The sequence below is a fragment of the Pseudomonas sp. MWU15-20650 genome (genome assembly GCF_023242475.1).
GTDB lineage: Bacteria > Pseudomonadota > Gammaproteobacteria > Pseudomonadales > Pseudomonadaceae > Aquipseudomonas.
The window spans coordinates 1-16,266 of sequence record NZ_JALJFG010000052.1; the positions used below are offsets into that span (position 1 = coordinate 1).

The window sequence follows — 16,266 nt, forward strand, 5'->3', positions numbered from 1 at the left end:
TTGTGTAGAGACCTATGCCCCCTGATGTCCATAGGCACCGTCGAACGCAAAACCTGTGACAAATCGGCTGTTGTGGCGAGCGGGCTTGTCCCGCGTTGGGGCGCGTAGCGCCCCCAAAGAAGGACGAATGCGCTGCACCCGATACTCCGCGCAGATAGCTTTTGGGGCTGCTGCGCACCCCAACGCGGGCGGTGCGACGATTCGACAAGCCCCCTTCCATATCGTTTGTGTGGTGGCCTTAGAAGTTGGCTTCCAGCGACACCATCGCCGTACGCTCTTCACCCACGTTATAGAACGCCGTGCTTGGCGCCAGGCCGTTGACCGGTGCCGAGTTGAACGACACGGTACGCGCCGAGCTCAAGTACTCCTTGTCGAACACGTTAAGCATCGACAAGCGCAGGGTCGCCGACTTGATGACCTTCTTGTCTACCGGCAAATAGATACCGGCGTTCAGGTCAAACACCGTACGGCCATCGATTTTTTCGTTGTTGGTCAAATCGCCATAGAAACTGCCGACGTATTTGCCCGCCACGTTGCCGTAGAACCGCGCGTCGTCATAACCGAACACCAGGTTGAACATGTTTTCCGGCACGTTGGCCAGTTGCTTGCCGGCGGTGGGCAACAACACGTTCTTGCTGAGCAGGTTGTCTTTCTGTTCGGACTGGGTATAGGTGTAGGACGCGTAGTAGTTGAAATGGTGCGGCAGCAGGCCACTCCATTCCAGCTCCAGGCCCTTGTTGTCGACTTTGCCGACGTTGATCACCGCGTAATCTCCGTTCAGGTCGGTGGTCGACAGTTGGCGATCCTTGAAGCTGATGTAGAACAGGGTCGCACTCAACGCCATGTTTTCTTCGGTGTAGCGCCAGCCCAGTTCCTGGTTCCAGCTCAATTCGGGCTTGAGGCTGACCGAGTCGCCCTTGTTGTACAGCACGTAGTTCGGCGGCGTGCGCATGTTGCGGGTGACGTTGTAGAACGCCTGGTTGCTCTCGTCCACCTGGTACTTGGCGCTGAAGTTCGGCAGGAACTGGTGGTAACGGGTGTTACGTTTTTCCGGTGTGTCGTACAGGCTGCCCAGGTTGTTGCCGTCACGCTCGACATACTGGTAGGCCACGCCACCGACAAAACTCAAATCCGGCGTCGCTTGCCAGCTGTCCTGTACCCAGAGCTTTTGCGCTGGGGTGACGGTGTAGTAATGACGCCCTTGTACGGTCGCGCCGTTCTTGTCGACCACCTGCCCACCGCTGTTGTAGTCGCCCCACACATCATCGGGTGCGCCTTCGCCGTTGATCCCGATGAACGGCTGGGTCTGGCGCTGGCGAGCGCGTTCGTACCAGTAGCCGTAGTCCAGGCTGTGTTCTTCGTTGATGTCCCACTTCATTTTGGCGGTGACGCCAGGGCGCCATGTCTCGGTCCACGAAGGACGGTAGTAGTTGGCCGATTTCAGGTTGCTCAGGTCGTAGTTGCCGGCTTTATCGGACTTGGGCCCCAGGTTGGAGGCGGTCTGGCCGCTGAAGCTGCCACCGTTGGCCCAGTAGTAATACGGCGTGACCGTCAGCGCCAGGTTGTCCTGTAGCTGCCAGCGCTGGGTGAGCGTGGCGTTGACGCTTTCGAACGGGTTGCGGTTGAGCTTGTAGGACGAAGACAGCAAGCCCGACTTGTACACCGGGACTTCCGAGTAGTCCTTGCGCCGCCCTTCGGTCTCGAACTGCGACTTGCTCAGGCTGTTGTAGTTGTAGTTTTCCTGATTGTTGTACTTCACCGTGGCCAGGGTCGAGTTGCCACTGCCGTCTTCGAACAGGCTGCTCCACTCGACTTTGTCGCTGCGCATCGTGCCCTTGCCGCGCCACTTGTCACCTTCCAGATGCGACGCCGAGACCCAGGTCTTGAGGCCACCGAAATCACCCGTGTTCACCCGCACGAAGGTCTTGCGCAGGGCATTGGCGCCGACGATCTGTTTGGCGAACACCCCGGACTCCTTGGTCGGCCGAATGGTGATCATGCCGATGTTGCCACCGCTGGAGCCGATGTGCGGGCCGTCAGCCTCCGAAGAGCCCTGGGTCGCAAACACTTCCGCGAGGTTTTCCGGGTCGCCCAACTGGTTGGAGTAAACGCTGTAGTTACCCGAGTCGTTGATCGGCACGCCGTCCACGGAAACCCCGATCTGGTCGGAATTCATGCCACGCATGGTGAAGTTGGTGCCGCTGGTGCCGCTGGCGTCATCGCTGGAAACGTTGATGCCCGGCGTGTATTTGAGTTTGTCGATGGCGTTGGCGGTCGACGACATCTGGTCCATGGCTTCCTTGGTCACCGTGGACCGCGCCTTGGCACTTTCTTCGCGAATCATGTGACCGTTGCCCAGGGTCTGCTTGCCGGCGATGTTCACCGAACCTACATCCTGTGCGTCGTCCGCCATAACCAGCGGCGCAAAGCCACCCAGGCCCGATGCCAAAAGCAGGGCATAAAGATTGTTGTAGTTCACGGGTAGATCCCTTACTTACATTGATCTGTTGTATGGGGCAGTTGCGCCGGGGCTGATCTGACAGACGACGCTTGTCTTCCTGACCACTCGCTCAGGAACCCGGGGATGATCCACGCCACGTGTAACCGTTTGGTGACAGGTTTTGGTGATTGCGATGAAGGTTCGGTGAAAGATCTACAGACGCCACAGCGCGTGGCCTGCAGAGACCTGATAGGGAGTGGAAGGGCAAAAATAAGGCAAGCGAACGGCGGAATATGTACCTAGCGCAACACAATCATCCGCCCCAACAGGCTGTGCTGCTCGAAGCCCAGCACCGCTTGCAAGGCGTTCAGCACTGCTTGCGGGTCTTTGCTCGGAAAGCTGCCGCTGACGCGCTGGGCGCCCACCTCTGCATTGAGCAGAAGGATTCGGCCAGGGTAATAGCGCTCCAGGTCCTTGACCACATCGGCCAACGGCGCCTTGTAGTAATTGAGCCAACCGTCACGCCAGGCCAGGCGTGATTCGCTGTCGACCGCGTGCATGGCGTCGGCAACTCCATCGGCATAGGCCACTTGCTGGCCCGCCGTCAGAACCTGCTGCCGGCCTTGTTTCGAGGGGGTCACGCCCACCCGGCCAGACAACACGATTACCTGCGCCCCGGCCGGTTGCAGGCGCACTTCGAACTGCGTGCCCAACACCCGCGCTTCACCGCTGCCCGCCTCTACTACAAAGGACTGGCCGGTGTGAGTCACGCTGAAAAAACCCGCGCCGCGACGCAGTTGGATATGCCGTTCACCGTGACTGAAATCCACCGCAATCGCGCTGTCAGCGTCGAGGGTGACTTGGGATTGATCGGCCAGGGTCACGGTCTTCACTTCCCCCGGTGCCGTCACGTAATCCGCGCCGAAGTCATCGACCCAGCGCGACGGCTGCCAACCGGCCCCCATGGACACCATCAACAGCAAGCACGCGGCGATGGCCAACGCGGTGAGCCTGCGCGCCCCACGCGAACGCTGCGGGGTGGCCATCCGATTGAGGTAGCCCTGTAACGCCAACGCGTCTTCGCCTGCGAGTTTGCGCGCCGGCACTTCGCTCAATTCCCACAGCACCTGGGCTTGGGAGTACGCCGCGACATGGGCAGGGTCGGCCCGCAACCAGCGGCTGAACGTGGCCTGGTCGCCACTGCTGGGCTGGTCGTGCAGCAAGCTCAGCCAGGCGAGAGCGGCTTGCTCCTGGGCGGGCGAGGGGGTGACGTTCACGATGCTTTCCCTGGCGTGCGTGGAGGCGAAGGTTCACGAAGGCTGGCTTTGCAGGCTTCGAGGGCACGCATCATATGTTTTTCCACGGCACTTTGGGACAGGCCCATGGCCTTGGCGATTTCCGTGTAGGTACGGCCGTGGATACGGTTGAGCAGGAAAATCTGCCGCGTGCGCTCGGGCAGACTGCGCAAGGCCGCTTCGACGTAACGCAAGTCATTGCCCGCCTCCAGCGCCGCCTGGGGTTCGCAGCTGTGGTTATCCTGCTGCTCTGGCCACCAGGCTTCGCTGCTGCGTACTCGCGCGCCTTCACTGCGCAGATGGTCGATGGCGATATTGCCGGCGCAACGCAACAGGTAGGTGCTGAGTTCTTCGACCTGCACCAACGGTCGGCGCCAGAAACGCAGGAACAGGTCTTGTACCAGGTCCGCCGCCGTGGCGCGGCAACCGACACGGCGGCTGACCAGCGCCTCCATCTGCGGGCGCTGGGACAAAAACACCTGCAGGAAATGCGCACGTCCACCGGCTACATCGGGATGCAGGCTGTCCTGGGGGTCGGGAGGCGTGCTGATCATCATGGGAGGCTCAAAATAGGGTGAAAGCCGCAACTGGACTGGCCAGCAGGCCGGCGCCCGCCAGGAATAAAGCCAGCCTTGGCCGATACGGCAACAGCAGCACCAGCAGCAACGCGCTGAGCATCAACACCGCACACCACTCCACCAAGCCCTGGCCCCATCCCCGGACGGCAACTGTCGGCCAGGTCGACAGCATCAGCAGCAGCCAACCTGCCACGCGCAACCCCAAACGTCGGGCAGACGAGGGTTTGCCGTGCAGTAATTCGCCATGATGACGGTCGGTGGCCAGGCACAACGCCAGGCAGATGCTGGCCAGGGATGCCATCAAGTAACCGCCCACCACAGCAGCCAACACGCGCGACGTCACGGCGAGACGGTAGGAGACGGGCAAGGAGGGTTTGCTTTTCATGCGGGAGGCGCCAGGTTCATCAGCGCGCAATATTAATGATAAATATTCTCATAAGCAAAAGAGAACGGATGAGTCACCTGCGCCGATGGATTGCCGAAGCCTGCCATGCGCCCTACAATGCGAACAATTCTTGTTCTCTAAAGTACCCGATGCTTTTGGAGTGACCGCGTTGCAACCGTCCAACACCGTCGAAGCCCTGTACCACGACCATCACCACTGGCTCACCGGCTGGTTGCGACGCAAGCTCGGCTGCCCGCAAAGCGCGGCCGACCTGGCGCAAGACACGTTCATCCGCGTGCTCACCACACGGGAAACCTCGACACTGATCGAACCTCGCGCCTTCCTCACCACGATCGCCAAGCGCGTGCTGTGCAACTTTTACCGGCGCCAGGACCTTGAGCGCGCCTACCTCGACGCCTTGGCGCAACTGCCCGAACACGTGGTGCCCTCGGAAGAAGACCGCGCCATCATCCTGCAAACCCTGGCGGAGTTGGACCAACTGCTCGACGGCCTGCCGGCTCAGGTCAAGCGCGCCTTCCTGCTGGCACAGCTCGACGGCCTGACCTACGCACAAATCGGCGCACAACTGGGCATCTCCATCGCCACCGTCAAACGCCACCTGAATAAAGCGGCCATGCGCTGCTACTTCGCCCTATGAACTTCTCCACCCAAGTCGCCGAGCAAGCCGTGCATTGGCTGATGGAAATGCAGCAAGGCACGCTCAACCCACGCCAGCAAGCGGCCTGGCAACAGTGGCTGGACGCCCACAGCGAACACCAGCGCGCGTGGGACCACATCCAACGGGTCAACCAGCGCTTGCGCGGCATGCCCTCACCCCTGGCTCACGCGGCGTTGAATGCGCAGAAATCCAACAGCCGGCGTCAGGCCCTCAAGCTGCTGTTGATCCTCGGTGCCGGCTCGGCTACCGCCTGGAGCCTGCGCCAGCACACGATCTTGCCGCCGCTGACCGCCGACTACCGCAGCCCGGTCGGCCAGCAGCGCAAGGTGCAGTTGGCCGATGGCAGCCAATTACAACTCAACACCGGCAGCGCGGTGGATGTGCACTTTGATGGCCAGCAGCGGTTGATCCGCTTGCTCGAAGGCGAAATCCTGCTGCTTGCCCGCGCCGGCCCTGCACCACTGCAAGTGCTGACCGGCCAGGGCCTGGTCAGCAGCCAGGCAGCACGACTGAATGTGCGCCAGTTCAATGACCACACCCAGTTGGCGGTGCTGGAGGGTCACGTCGAGGTGATGCCCAACCGCTACAGCGGCCTGCCGCTGAGCGTCGACACCGCGCGCCAGGTCAATTTCACCCGCAAAGGCTGGGACACTCCGCGCCCTGCTGATGCCAACAGCGGCGCCTGGGCCGACGGCATGCTGGTGGCCGCGCATATGCGCCTGGACGATTTTCTCGCCGAACTCGGCCGCTATCGCCGAGGCCAACTCCATTGTGACCCGCAGGTCGCCAACCTGCTGCTGTCCGGCAGTTATCCACTGGACGACAGCGAGCGCATTCTCGACCTGCTGGAAGTCAGCTTGCCCGTCAAAGTACGGCGTTTTACTCGCTATTGGGTGACGGTCCAGGCGCGCGCGTAGTTTTCAAAAATAAAGTGAGCCGTTTTCCACCCCTCGCGTGACAGAGAAGGAAAGCCACCTTGATCCTACCTTCTCAGGACCGCTCTTCATGCCCCAGCAACCGACGCTTCTTGCTCGCTCACTGCGCCAGCTCCTGCTTGGCGCCAGCCTCAGTTTTACCCTGCTGCCCCAGGTGATGGCGGCCGATACCAAGCCTTATCACATCGCCCCGACGACCCTGGAAGCGGCCCTGAATGCGTTTGGGCGCGACGCGGGAGTGATGATCTCATTCGGTTCCGACGTCACCGCCGGTAGACAGAGCCGGGGTTTGTCGGGCAATTACAGCGCCATCGACGGGCTGCAAAAACTGCTCGAAGGCACCGGCCTGCAAGCCCGCGCCGAGGGCGACAACGCCTACACCCTGCAACCGGCCGGCGACCCCACGACGCTCGAACTGCAAACCTCCAACGTGGTCGGCGACTGGCTCGGCGACGCGGCGCAAACCAACGTCTTCGAACACCCCGGCGCCCGTGACGTGATCCGCCGCGAAGCATTCGAACGCCAAGGCGCCACCCAGGCCCGCGACGTGCTCAACCGCATCCCCGGCGTCAACGCCCCGGAAAACAACGGCACCGGCAGCCACGACATGGCGTTGAACTTCGGTATTCGCGGGCTCAACCCGCGCCTGGCCTCGCGCTCCACGGTGCTGATGGATGGCATCCCGGTGCCCTTCGCACCCTATGGCCAACCGCAGCTATCCTTTGCGCCGATCAGCATGGGCAATATGGACGCGGTCGACGTGGTACGCGGCGGTGGTGCGGTGCGCTACGGCCCGCAGAACGTCGGTGGCATCGTCAACTTCGTGACCCGCGCCATCCCGGATGCACCGACCGTCAAGGGCGGCTTGCAGACCGAGACCAGCCCGTCCTCCAGCCACGATGGCTTCAAGACCAGCGGCAACCTGCTGGCCGGCGGCACCGCCGACAACGGCCTGGGCGGTGCGATCCTGTACTCCGGCACCCGGGGTGGCGATTGGCGCGAAAACAGCAACACACACATCGACGACCTGATCCTCAAGGGCAAATACCAGCTGGACGAAGCCAACAGTTTCAATGCCATGGCGCAGTACTACGAAGGCCAGGCCGATATGCCCGGCGGCTTGAACGTCAAGGACTACAAGGCCGATCCGTACCAATCCACCCGCCCCTACGACAAGTTCTGGGGCCGCCGCACGATGTTCAACGCCGGTTATCGCTACCAGCAAGACCGCCGCGAATTCACCGCCAACACTTTCTTCACCACCACGTTGCGCAATGGCTACCTGGACCAGGGCCGCTTCCTTTCGCTGTCGCCGCGCGAGTATTGGGTGCGTGGCCTGGAAACCCGCTTCGCCCAAGGCTTTGACCTTGGCCCCACCAGCCACGAAGTGGGCATCGGCTACCGCTACATCAACGAAGCGGGCCACGAGCTGCGCTACCGCACACCGATCAGCGCCAACCAGCAACTGCCCAACACCAACAGCCGCAACGACCGCGATACCCGTGGCGCCACCGAAGCCAATGCGTTTTTCGTCGATGACCGCATTGATATCGGCCGGTGGACCATCACGCCTGGCGTACGCTACGAGATGATCGAGTCGCAGCAAACCAACAACCTGACCAACGTCAAGTACAAGGGCGACTACAACACCGCGCTGCCGGCATTGAACGTGCTCTACCACCTCACCGAAGACTGGAACCTCTACGCCAACACCGAAGGTTCGTTCGGCAGCGTGCAGTACAGCCAAATGCCCAACCGCGTGACCAGCGGCGAAGTAAAACCGGAAAAAGCCCGCACCTGGGAACTCGGCACACGCTATGACAACGGCAACCTGCGGGCGGAAGTCGGTGCGTTCCTGATCAACTTCGACAACCAGTACGACAGCAACCAGACCAACGACACCGTGATCGCCCGCGGTGAAACTCGCCACCAAGGTATCGAGTCGAGCATCAACTACGCCCTCGACGGTTTGAGCCCGGCACTGGCAGGGTTCGATGTGTACGCCACCTACGCCTACGTCGATGCCACCATCCGCGAAGACGGACCGAACAAAGGCAACCGCGTGCCCTTCTCGTCCAAGCACAAGGGCACCCTGGGCGTGGGTTATACCGAAGGCCGCTGGAAGCTCAACCTGGACAGCAGCTACCAGAGCAGCCAGTTCGCCGACAACGCCAACACCCAGGCAGAAAGTGCCGACGGCAGTACCGGACGCATCCCGGGCTATATGCTGTTCAGCAGCCGCGCAGCGTATGACTTCGGCCCGCAGCTGTCGGACTTGAACGTGGCGGTCGGGGTGAAAAACATCTTCAACAAGCAGTACTACACCCGCTCGTTCGACGACAACAACAAGGGCAAATACGTCGGCGAACCGCGCACGCTGTACGTGCAGACCTCCATTGCGTTCTGACAGAGCCGAGCAGATCCAAATGCCAGTCAGTTAAGCGCTAGAACGAGCAACCGGTAACCGGTGGCGAGCGGGCTTGTCCCGCGTTGGGGCGCGTAGCGCCCCCAAAGAAGGGCGAATGCGGTGTACCCGATACTCCGCAGAGATAGCTTTTGGGGCTGCTGCGCACCCCAACGCGGGCGGTGCGACGATTCGACAAGCCCGCTCGCCACAGTGATAGTGTTTCTTCTTAACCGACTGGCTTTAGGGCTTCATTGGATGCCCAGCGCACTGCCCTAGCTGCCCGCCAAGCAGCTGGGAGTCGCCGCGACCAAGGCATCGATGGCGCAACGTGTCTTGGCGGGCATGTGTGCGGCCGTAGGCCAGATCACATGGATCGGCGCAGGCTGGTCGCGGTAGCTTGGGAGTACCGCTTCCAATTGCCCGCGCAGCACATAGTGCGCAATCAACCAACTGGGCAGCCAGGCCAGGCCCACGCCCGCAATAGCGGCATCGGCCACAGCCTGGAGGTCGTCCAGCAGCAAAGGCGAGGTCACACCGCTGCGATGCGAGGTCGCGCAACGGTAGGCAATGCCCCGGTGAGCGACGAGGTCATCGATACAGTCAATCGGACCGACACGTTGCAAGTACGCCGGTGAAGCAGCCAGGCCCACAGACTGTTCGCCCAGCCGGCGTGCGCTCAGGCGGTCTGTATCCGGCAATTGACCGATGCGCACCGCCAGGTCGAAGCCTTCCTGCGCCAGGTCCGTCAGCCGGTCAGAGAACGAAATCTCGATCTCCAATTGTGGGTAATGGTCCAGCAACCCCCACAAAGCGGGCGCCGCATAATGGTGACCGAACGCCAACGGCAAACTGGCCTTCAAACGTCCGCGGGGCTGTTGCCGGCCGCTTTCGAGCACCGATTCGGCGGCTTCGAGCTCCGCCAACGCGCGCAAACAATGTTCGTAGTACGCCTGCCCGTCCTCGGTCAGTCGCTGGCGCCGGGTGGAACGCTGCAACAGGCAAGTGCCCAAGCGTGCCTCCAGGCGTGCCAGGCCCTTGCCCACCGCAGAACGCGTCAGGTTCAGCCGTTCGGCGGCTTCGGTCAGGTTGCCGCTCTCAACGATTTGCAGAAAGAGTTCAACGCCATCAAAACGTGGGGTGGCCATGATCAGATTGTCGCTCTTTATTCCCATATCGAAGGAAAACTTATCACGAATAACGAACCGTATTCCCGCGAGAATCGTACCCCCACCCTATTCAAAGGAATATCCCATGCCGTCCGCTGCCGCTGTATCGGCCGTCAGTCACCCGCGAACCGCCAGAGAGGGCCTCGCACTCACCGCCGTGTGCCTTGTCGCCCTGATGTTCGGCCTGGAAATCTCCAGCGTGCCGGTCATCCTGCCGACGTTGGAGCAGCAACTGGGCACAGGTTTCCAGGATGCCCAATGGATCATGAACGCCTACACCCTGGCCTGTACCAGCGTGTTGATGGCGGCGGGCACGCTGGCGGATCGCTTCGGTCGGCGGCGCATGCTGGTGTTGTGCCTGTGGGTGTTTGGCCTGGCCTCGCTGGCGTGTGGGCTGGCCACCAGTGCATCCACGCTGATCGTGGCGCGTTTTGTCCAAGGCCTCGGCGCCGGGGCGATGATGATCTGCCAGTTCGCGATTCTTTCCCACCTGTTCCGCGAACCGGCGGCGCGGGCGCGGGCGTTCGCCATATGGGGTGTGATCGCGGGTGTGGGCCTGGGCTTCGGGCCGATGGTCGGAGCGTTGATCCTGGCGGTGGCGGACTGGCGCTGGGTGTTCCTGGTGCACGTACCGCTTACCCTATTCACCCTGGTACTGCTGCGCATCAGCGTGCAGGAGTCGCGTGACCCCAACGCCCATCGCCTCGACATCGCCGGCATGCTTACCCTGACGCTGTCGGTGTTCGCGCTGGTCTACTTCATCACCCAAGGCAGCGAGCACGGCTTCGGCACACCCGCCATGCTCGGTTGGGCGGGCGCGTCGTTGGCCGCAATGCTGCTGTTCATCTTGATCGAGCGGCGCAGCGCCCACCCGATGTTTGATTTCTCGGTGTTTCGTATCCAACGCTTCAACGGCGCCCTGATGGGCTCGATCGGCATGAACTTCAGCTTCTGGCCGTTCATGATCTACCTGCCGCTCTACTTCCAGGCGGGCCTGGGGTACGACACGCTGACCACCGGCGCAGCCCTGCTCGCCTACACGTTACCCACCTTGTTGGTTCCGCCGCTGGCCGAACGCCTAGCCCTGCGCTACGGCGCCGAACGCATCATCCCCGTGGGCCTGGCGTTGATGGGCACGGGGTTCATCGCCATGGCGGCGGCCAACGGAGCTGAACATCCGAGCATTGTGCTGGTGCTGCTCAGTTGCACGATGGCCGGCGTGGGCCTGGCGCTGACCAACTCGCCCACCACCAACACCACCGGTTCCGTATCGGCCGACCGCGCAGGCATGGCCTCGGGCATCGATCTGAGTGCGCGGCTGATCACCCTGGCCGTCAACATTGCACTGATGGGTGTGGTGCTTTTACTGGGGATAGGCCATCAACTGGCCACCCTATTGCCCGAATCCACGGCCATGGATTGGCCGGCCATCAGTCAGAACATTGCGGCGGGCAAGTTGAACATGCTGGGGCTGCCAACCCTGCAAGCCCAGGCGGCGCTGCGTCATGGCGCGGGTTGGGCCATGCTCTTTGCGGGGTTGGGTGCTTGCGGGCTGGCATTGTTGAGCCGGTATTTCTTCCGACGCGGCCAGTAAACGAAAACGGGCCTGCATGGGCAGGCCCGTTTTTAGCGGGGGGGGGTGAAAAAACTGTCAGCTGTTAAGTGCAGCGTTTTCGTTTTCCAGGAATTCCTCTTCAAGCGCGTCATCATTGACTTTGTTGGCCGGCGCATTTTTCCCGGCAGCGCGGGGCTTGCCTTGCAGTTTGCCGAACAAGTGCTCCAACGCATGATCCAGCTTGGTGGCGGCACCATCGATCGCCTGTTCCAGCGTATCGGCTTTATGGCAAACGGAGACCGGTTGATGGCCCTTTGGCCGTGCTTCCAGACGGCAACTTAAATCGTGGGGACCGGGCTTGTCGCCGTTCTCATCCCGCAGGTAGACCTCCACTCGGGTCAGGTCTTCTTCATAACGTTCGAGCGTGCTCTCAATGGTCGTACGTACCCACTCCTCCAGTCGGATGCTGCTTTCAATATGGTTATCGCTATTGACTTGGATTTGCATAGTTCTTCCCTTATTTCAGCTAGCTCGCGAGAGGTCACAACTGCAACACCGGTGTGGTGAAACCATGACCTCCTGATTACACAATTGAGCAGTCAGAAGAACAATTCAACCCCTTTGCAAAGATAAATCCAACATTACAAATTAAGTCTGACTACAAGCAAAAACGCTGTTAGGGTGGGGAGTTAGTTACATCTTCTTACGCCCCGCGATCCTCATAATTGCCCCTCTCCCAAGGGGTGCAAGCCGCGAAAAATACCCGCCTCCTCCACCAGCCAGTCATGCACCGCCCGCACGCCCGGGTGGCTCAGCGCACCCGGCGCGTACAGCAGCACATAGCGTTTGTGGTTAGGCACGGCCATACCGAACGGCACGATCAAGGTGCCACGCTCCAACTCATCATTAAGCAAGGTACGCCGCGCAATGGCCACGCCCATGCCGGCGATGGCCGCTTCGATGGTCAGGTGGTTGCGGTTGAAGGTGTGCCCGCGCCGTACGTCGGCGTCGTGGAAGCCGATGGCATTCAGGTAGAACTCCCACTCGGCGTATTCATAACTCCCACGCCAGGCAGTGATGTCGTGCAGCAACGGGAAGTGCGCAAGGTCGGCCGGACCATGCAACGGTGGGCGGCCGCGCAACAGGCTGGGGGCGCACACCGGGAATATCTGCTCGTCGAGCAGGGCTGTGGATAACAGGCCAGGGTAGCTGCCGTCGTTAAGGTCGATGGCCAGGTCAAAATCGCCCTCGTGCAGGGCAACACTGCTGTCTTCGGCGACCATGCGCAGTTGAATATCGGGGAAACGCTGCTGCAAACGCGGTAGGCGCGGAGTCAGCCATTTACCCAGAAACGACGGGATCGAACGCAGGCGCAACGTACCGCTGATCATCCCTGCGTCCAATCGCTGCAATTCGGCGTCGATGCTGCCGTAAGCCTCCCCCACCGTGGCTGCCAGACGCTGCCCCTCTGCACTCAGCTCCACACCGCGTGCGCGCCGATGAAACAGCCGAAAGCCCAGGCGCTCCTCCAGCTGGCGAATCTGCTGGCTGACCGCTCCCGGTGTGATGTGCAGTTCTTCGGCGCAGCGGGTGAACGACAGATGCCGCGCAGCACAGGAGAAAACGTGCAGCCAGACGTATGTCTGGCCATGGAGGGGGCGGGTCATAGGGTTTAGTCCTGCTAAAGGGTGTCTTAGGATAATTCGTTGGTCAGTGCCGATCTAGAGGATCAGTATCGCGCCAATTGCGCTCGTCCTACAAAAAATGGCAGCGATTCCTACTCCATTGCTTGTAAGGCTTTAGCATGGCTATCAGTGTTTTCGATCTATTCAAGGTGGGCATCGGCCCGTCCAGCTCCCATACCGTTGGGCCTATGCGGGCAGCGGCAACCTTTGCCCAAGCCCTGGCGGACCAACAGCTGCTGAGTGACACACGCCGCGTCGAAGTGCGCCTGTACGGCTCGCTGTCGGCCACCGGCGTCGGCCACGCCACCGACCGCGCCTGTGTGATGGGCCTGATGGGCGAATGGCCCGACCGGGTCGACCCGACCTCGATCGACGCGCGCATCCAGCAATTGCACGAGTCCGGCCGGCTATTACTGGCAGGCCAACAGGACATTGCCTTCAACTGGCACACCGACCTCCTGCTGCTGGACGAAAGCCTGCCCTACCATCCCAACGCCATGTCCCTGCACGCCTACGGCGAAAACGGCCTGTTGAGCGAGCAAACCTATTACTCGGTCGGCGGTGGTTTCATCATCGAAGCCGCCGAAGCCGCCTCGGGTATCGCGCCGGCCAGCGATATTGAATTGCCCTATGACTTTTCCAGCGCGGTGGAACTGCTGGCCTTGTGCAACAAGCACGGCCTGCGGGTTTCGGAACTGATGATGACCAACGAACGTGCGTGGCGCAGCGATGAAGAGATTCGCAGCGGCCTGCTGCATATCTGGTCGGTCATGCGCGAATGCGTGGAGCAGGGCCTGCGCGATGAAGGCATCCTGCCCGGTGGCCTGGATGTACCTCGCCGCGCGGCGAAACTGCACCGTAGCCTGCTGGAAATCGGCAAACCCAACGTCATCACCTCGACCTTGTCGGCCATGGAATGGGTCAACCTGTTCGCCCTCGCCGTCAACGAAGAAAACGCCGCCGGCGGACGCATGGTCACCGCGCCCACCAATGGCGCGGCGGGGATCATCCCGGCGGTGCTGCATTACTACATGAAATTCAACGCCGACGCGTCTGATGACGACGTGGTCAACTTCTTCCTGGCGGCCGCCGCCGTCGGCATCCTCTGCAAGAAAAACGCCTCGATCTCCGGCGCTGAAGTCGGCTGCCAGGGCGAAGTGGGTTCCGCCTGTGCAATGGCTGCCGCAGGGCTCGCCGACATCCTCGGCGCCACCCCCGAGCAATTGGAAAACGCCGCCGAAATCGGCCTGGAACACAACCTCGGCCTGACCTGCGACCCGGTCGGTGGCCTGGTGCAAGTGCCGTGCATCGAGCGCAACGCCATCGCCGCCGTCAAGGCAATCAACGCCACGCAAATGGCCCTGCGCGGTGACGGCAAACACTTCATTTCCCTCGACCGGGTAATCCGCACCATGCGCGATACCGGCGCCGACATGCATGACAAATACAAAGAAACTTCACGGGGCGGCCTGGCGGTCAGCTGGGTGGAGTGCTGATCGGAGCACTGCTACCCGCCCCATACGTGAGCCCGCGCAAAAATAATAACGAGGCAATACCGATGACCGATGTACGTACACCTGCTGCCGAAAATCCCGCTGTAGACCTGACTTCAAGCACTGTTACAAAAGGCTGGAACAAACACGACACCACCTGGATGCTGGGCCTCTACGGCACCGCCATCGGGGCAGGCACCTTGTTCCTGCCGATCAACGCCGGCGTCGGCGGCTTCTGGCCGCTGATCGTGCTGGCGCTGCTGGCCTTCCCCATGACGTTCTTCGCTCATCGTGGGCTGACGCGCTTTGTGCTGTCGGGCAAATCCGGCGACATCACCGAGGTCGTCGAAGAGCACTTTGGTGTCGGCGCGGGCAAACTGATCACCCTGCTGTATTTCTTCGCCATCTTCCCGATCCTGCTGGTGTACAGCGTGGCGCTGACCAATACCCTGAGCAGCTTCATGGAACACCAACTGCACATGGCCCCGCCGCCCCGGGCGATCCTCTCGCTGGTGCTGATTCTCGGCCTGATGGCCATTGTGCGCTGCGGCCAAGGCGTGATCGTCAAGGCCATGAGCGTGTTGGTGTACCCGTTCGTGGCCGCCCTGTTGCTGCTGGCCGTGAGCCTTATTCCCAACTGGAACGGCGCGTTCTTCGCCTCCGCCAGCGAAGGCATGCCGCTGCCGCTGTTCCTCAAGACCTTGTGGCTGGCGATCCCGGTGATGGTGTTCTCGTTCAACCATTCGCCGATCATCTCCGCGTTCGCCGTTGATCAGAAACGCGTGTATGGCGCCCAGGCTGAACGCAAAAGCAGCGGCATCCTCGCCACCGCCCACGGCATGATGGTGCTGACGGTGATGTTCTTCTGTTTCAGCTGCGTGCTGGCCCTGTCGCCGGCTGACCTGGCGGCGGCCAAGGCGCAGAACATTTCGATTCTGTCGTACCTGGCCAACCACTTCCAGACGCCAGTGATCGCTTACGCTGCGCCGTTGATCGCACTGGTGGCCATTACCAAATCGTTCCTCGGCCACTACATCGGCGCCAGCGAAGGCTTCCAGGGCTTGATCGTCAAATCCCTGCGTGGGCGTAACCGCTCGATGTCGTCCAAAGCGCTGGAGCGCTGCACCGCACTGTTCATGGTGCTGGCCTGCTGGGCCGTGGCCACCTTCAACCCAAGCATCCTGGGCATAATCGAGACCCTGGGCGGGCCGATCATTGCCTGCCTGCTGTTCCTGATGCCGATGTACGCGATCCGCCGCGTGCCCGCTCTGCGCCAGTATTCGGGCCAGCTGTCGAATGTGTTTGTGGTGGTGATCGGGCTGATTGCGCTGTCTGCGATCGTTTTTTCCGTGCTGCCCTGAAACGGGTCACCGTCTTCAAGCACAAGCCAAAATAATTGTGGGAGGGGCTACACCCCGATAGCCATAGGTATCTACACAACTTTCCCTGTGGCGAGCGCTGCCCTCCGAGTTGTGTAGATACCTATGCCCCGATAGCGGTGTATCAGCCAATAAATACTCGGCTGAAAGACTGCCATCGGGGGCAAGCCCCCTCCCACATTGGCATACATCTGCCTGGTAGAGCCCCGCACGGCACGCCCCTTGCTGTACAGCCCATGAGGCAAACGGACTTTGTGAAACCTCAGCGA

13 protein-coding genes are annotated in these 16,266 nt (G+C 61.4%); 6 read left to right on the top strand and 7 right to left on the bottom strand.

What is annotated here, in order from left to right:
* Positions 1-238 precede the first annotated feature (238 nt).
* From M5B43_RS25945 to M5B43_RS25960, 4 genes are all read right to left on the bottom strand, one after another.
* Positions 239-2,479, bottom strand: a complete 2,241-nt coding sequence (locus M5B43_RS25945) for a TonB-dependent receptor (protein WP_248752741.1) — start codon at positions 2,477-2,479, stop codon at positions 239-241.
* Between the two features lie 260 nt (positions 2,480-2,739).
* Positions 2,740-3,717 carry a FecR family protein gene (locus M5B43_RS25950; RefSeq protein ID WP_248752742.1) on the bottom strand — a complete coding sequence of 326 codons (978 nt, stop codon included), beginning with the start codon at positions 3,715-3,717 and terminating at the stop codon, positions 2,740-2,742.
* The gene (locus M5B43_RS25955; RefSeq protein WP_248752743.1) at positions 3,714-4,292 is read right to left on the bottom strand and encodes an RNA polymerase sigma factor; all 579 of its coding nucleotides are present in this window, start codon (positions 4,290-4,292) and stop codon (positions 3,714-3,716) included. The genes M5B43_RS25950 and M5B43_RS25955 overlap by 4 nt, the downstream gene beginning before the upstream one ends.
* Positions 4,293-4,299: 7 nt before the next feature.
* On the bottom strand, positions 4,300-4,614 hold the full coding sequence (locus M5B43_RS25960) for a DUF3325 domain-containing protein (protein WP_248752765.1): 315 nt from the start codon (positions 4,612-4,614) through the stop codon (positions 4,300-4,302).
* 253 nt (positions 4,615-4,867) lie between these two features.
* Here M5B43_RS25960 and M5B43_RS25965 point away from each other — a divergent pair, with 253 nt between their 5' ends.
* The 3 genes from M5B43_RS25965 (at position 4,868) to fecA (ending at position 8,719) form a co-directional block, all read left to right on the top strand.
* Positions 4,868-5,356: a sigma-70 family RNA polymerase sigma factor gene (locus M5B43_RS25965; RefSeq protein ID WP_248752744.1), complete on the top strand. Its 489-nt coding sequence runs from the start codon at positions 4,868-4,870 to the stop codon at positions 5,354-5,356.
* Complete coding sequence (locus tag M5B43_RS25970; RefSeq protein WP_248752745.1) at positions 5,353-6,294, top strand: FecR family protein; 942 nt, start codon at positions 5,353-5,355, stop codon at positions 6,292-6,294. The genes M5B43_RS25965 and M5B43_RS25970 overlap by 4 nt, the downstream gene beginning before the upstream one ends.
* 88 nt (positions 6,295-6,382) lie before the next feature.
* Positions 6,383-8,719 carry a TonB-dependent Fe(3+) dicitrate receptor FecA gene (gene fecA, locus M5B43_RS25975; RefSeq protein WP_248752746.1) on the top strand — a complete coding sequence of 779 codons (2,337 nt, stop codon included), beginning with the start codon at positions 6,383-6,385 and terminating at the stop codon, positions 8,717-8,719.
* A 272-nt stretch (positions 8,720-8,991) separates the two neighbouring features.
* Here the strand turns inward: fecA and M5B43_RS25980 are convergent, their stop codons facing one another.
* The gene (locus M5B43_RS25980; protein ID WP_248752747.1) at positions 8,992-9,864 is read right to left on the bottom strand and encodes a LysR family transcriptional regulator; all 873 of its coding nucleotides are present in this window, start codon (positions 9,862-9,864) and stop codon (positions 8,992-8,994) included.
* A gap of 106 nt (positions 9,865-9,970) precedes the next feature.
* Here M5B43_RS25980 and M5B43_RS25985 point away from each other — a divergent pair, with 106 nt between their 5' ends.
* Positions 9,971-11,479: an MFS transporter gene (locus M5B43_RS25985; protein ID WP_248752748.1), complete on the top strand. Its 1,509-nt coding sequence runs from the start codon at positions 9,971-9,973 to the stop codon at positions 11,477-11,479.
* Positions 11,480-11,536: 57 nt separating this feature from the next.
* Here the strand turns inward: M5B43_RS25985 and M5B43_RS25990 are convergent, their stop codons facing one another.
* The gene (locus M5B43_RS25990; RefSeq protein WP_248752749.1) at positions 11,537-11,947 is read right to left on the bottom strand and encodes an HPF/RaiA family ribosome-associated protein; all 411 of its coding nucleotides are present in this window, start codon (positions 11,945-11,947) and stop codon (positions 11,537-11,539) included.
* 212 nt (positions 11,948-12,159) lie between these two features.
* On the bottom strand, positions 12,160-13,107 hold the full coding sequence (locus M5B43_RS25995) for a LysR substrate-binding domain-containing protein (protein ID WP_248752750.1): 948 nt from the start codon (positions 13,105-13,107) through the stop codon (positions 12,160-12,162).
* A 137-nt stretch (positions 13,108-13,244) separates the two neighbouring features.
* Here M5B43_RS25995 and M5B43_RS26000 point away from each other — a divergent pair, with 137 nt between their 5' ends.
* Positions 13,245-14,621: an L-serine ammonia-lyase gene (locus tag M5B43_RS26000; RefSeq protein WP_248752751.1), complete on the top strand. Its 1,377-nt coding sequence runs from the start codon at positions 13,245-13,247 to the stop codon at positions 14,619-14,621.
* A 62-nt stretch (positions 14,622-14,683) separates the two neighbouring features.
* Complete coding sequence (locus M5B43_RS26005; protein WP_248752752.1) at positions 14,684-15,979, top strand: serine/threonine transporter; 1,296 nt, start codon at positions 14,684-14,686, stop codon at positions 15,977-15,979.
* Positions 15,980-16,266: the final 287 nt, after the last annotated feature.

Bases quoted from the DNA above. Each gene is read 5' to 3' on its own strand.
- M5B43_RS26000 (WP_248752751.1), top strand. From the start codon at position 13,245: ATGGCTATCAGTGTTTTCGATCTATTCAAGGTGGGCATCGGCCCGTCC.
- M5B43_RS25985 (WP_248752748.1), top strand. From the start codon at position 9,971: ATGCCGTCCGCTGCCGCTGTATCGGCCGTCAGTCACCCGCGAACCGCC.
- M5B43_RS25970 (WP_248752745.1), top strand. From the start codon at position 5,353: ATGAACTTCTCCACCCAAGTCGCCGAGCAAGCCGTGCATTGGCTGATG.
- M5B43_RS26005 (WP_248752752.1), top strand. From the start codon at position 14,684: ATGACCGATGTACGTACACCTGCTGCCGAAAATCCCGCTGTAGACCTG.
- M5B43_RS25955 (WP_248752743.1), bottom strand. From the start codon at position 4,292: ATGATGATCAGCACGCCTCCCGACCCCCAGGACAGCCTGCATCCCGAT.
- M5B43_RS25990 (WP_248752749.1), bottom strand. From the start codon at position 11,947: ATGCAAATCCAAGTCAATAGCGATAACCATATTGAAAGCAGCATCCGA.
- fecA (WP_248752746.1), top strand. From the start codon at position 6,383: ATGCCCCAGCAACCGACGCTTCTTGCTCGCTCACTGCGCCAGCTCCTG.
- M5B43_RS25980 (WP_248752747.1), bottom strand. From the start codon at position 9,864: ATGGCCACCCCACGTTTTGATGGCGTTGAACTCTTTCTGCAAATCGTT.
- M5B43_RS25960 (WP_248752765.1), bottom strand. From the start codon at position 4,614: ATGGCATCCCTGGCCAGCATCTGCCTGGCGTTGTGCCTGGCCACCGAC.
- M5B43_RS25995 (WP_248752750.1), bottom strand. From the start codon at position 13,107: ATGACCCGCCCCCTCCATGGCCAGACATACGTCTGGCTGCACGTTTTC.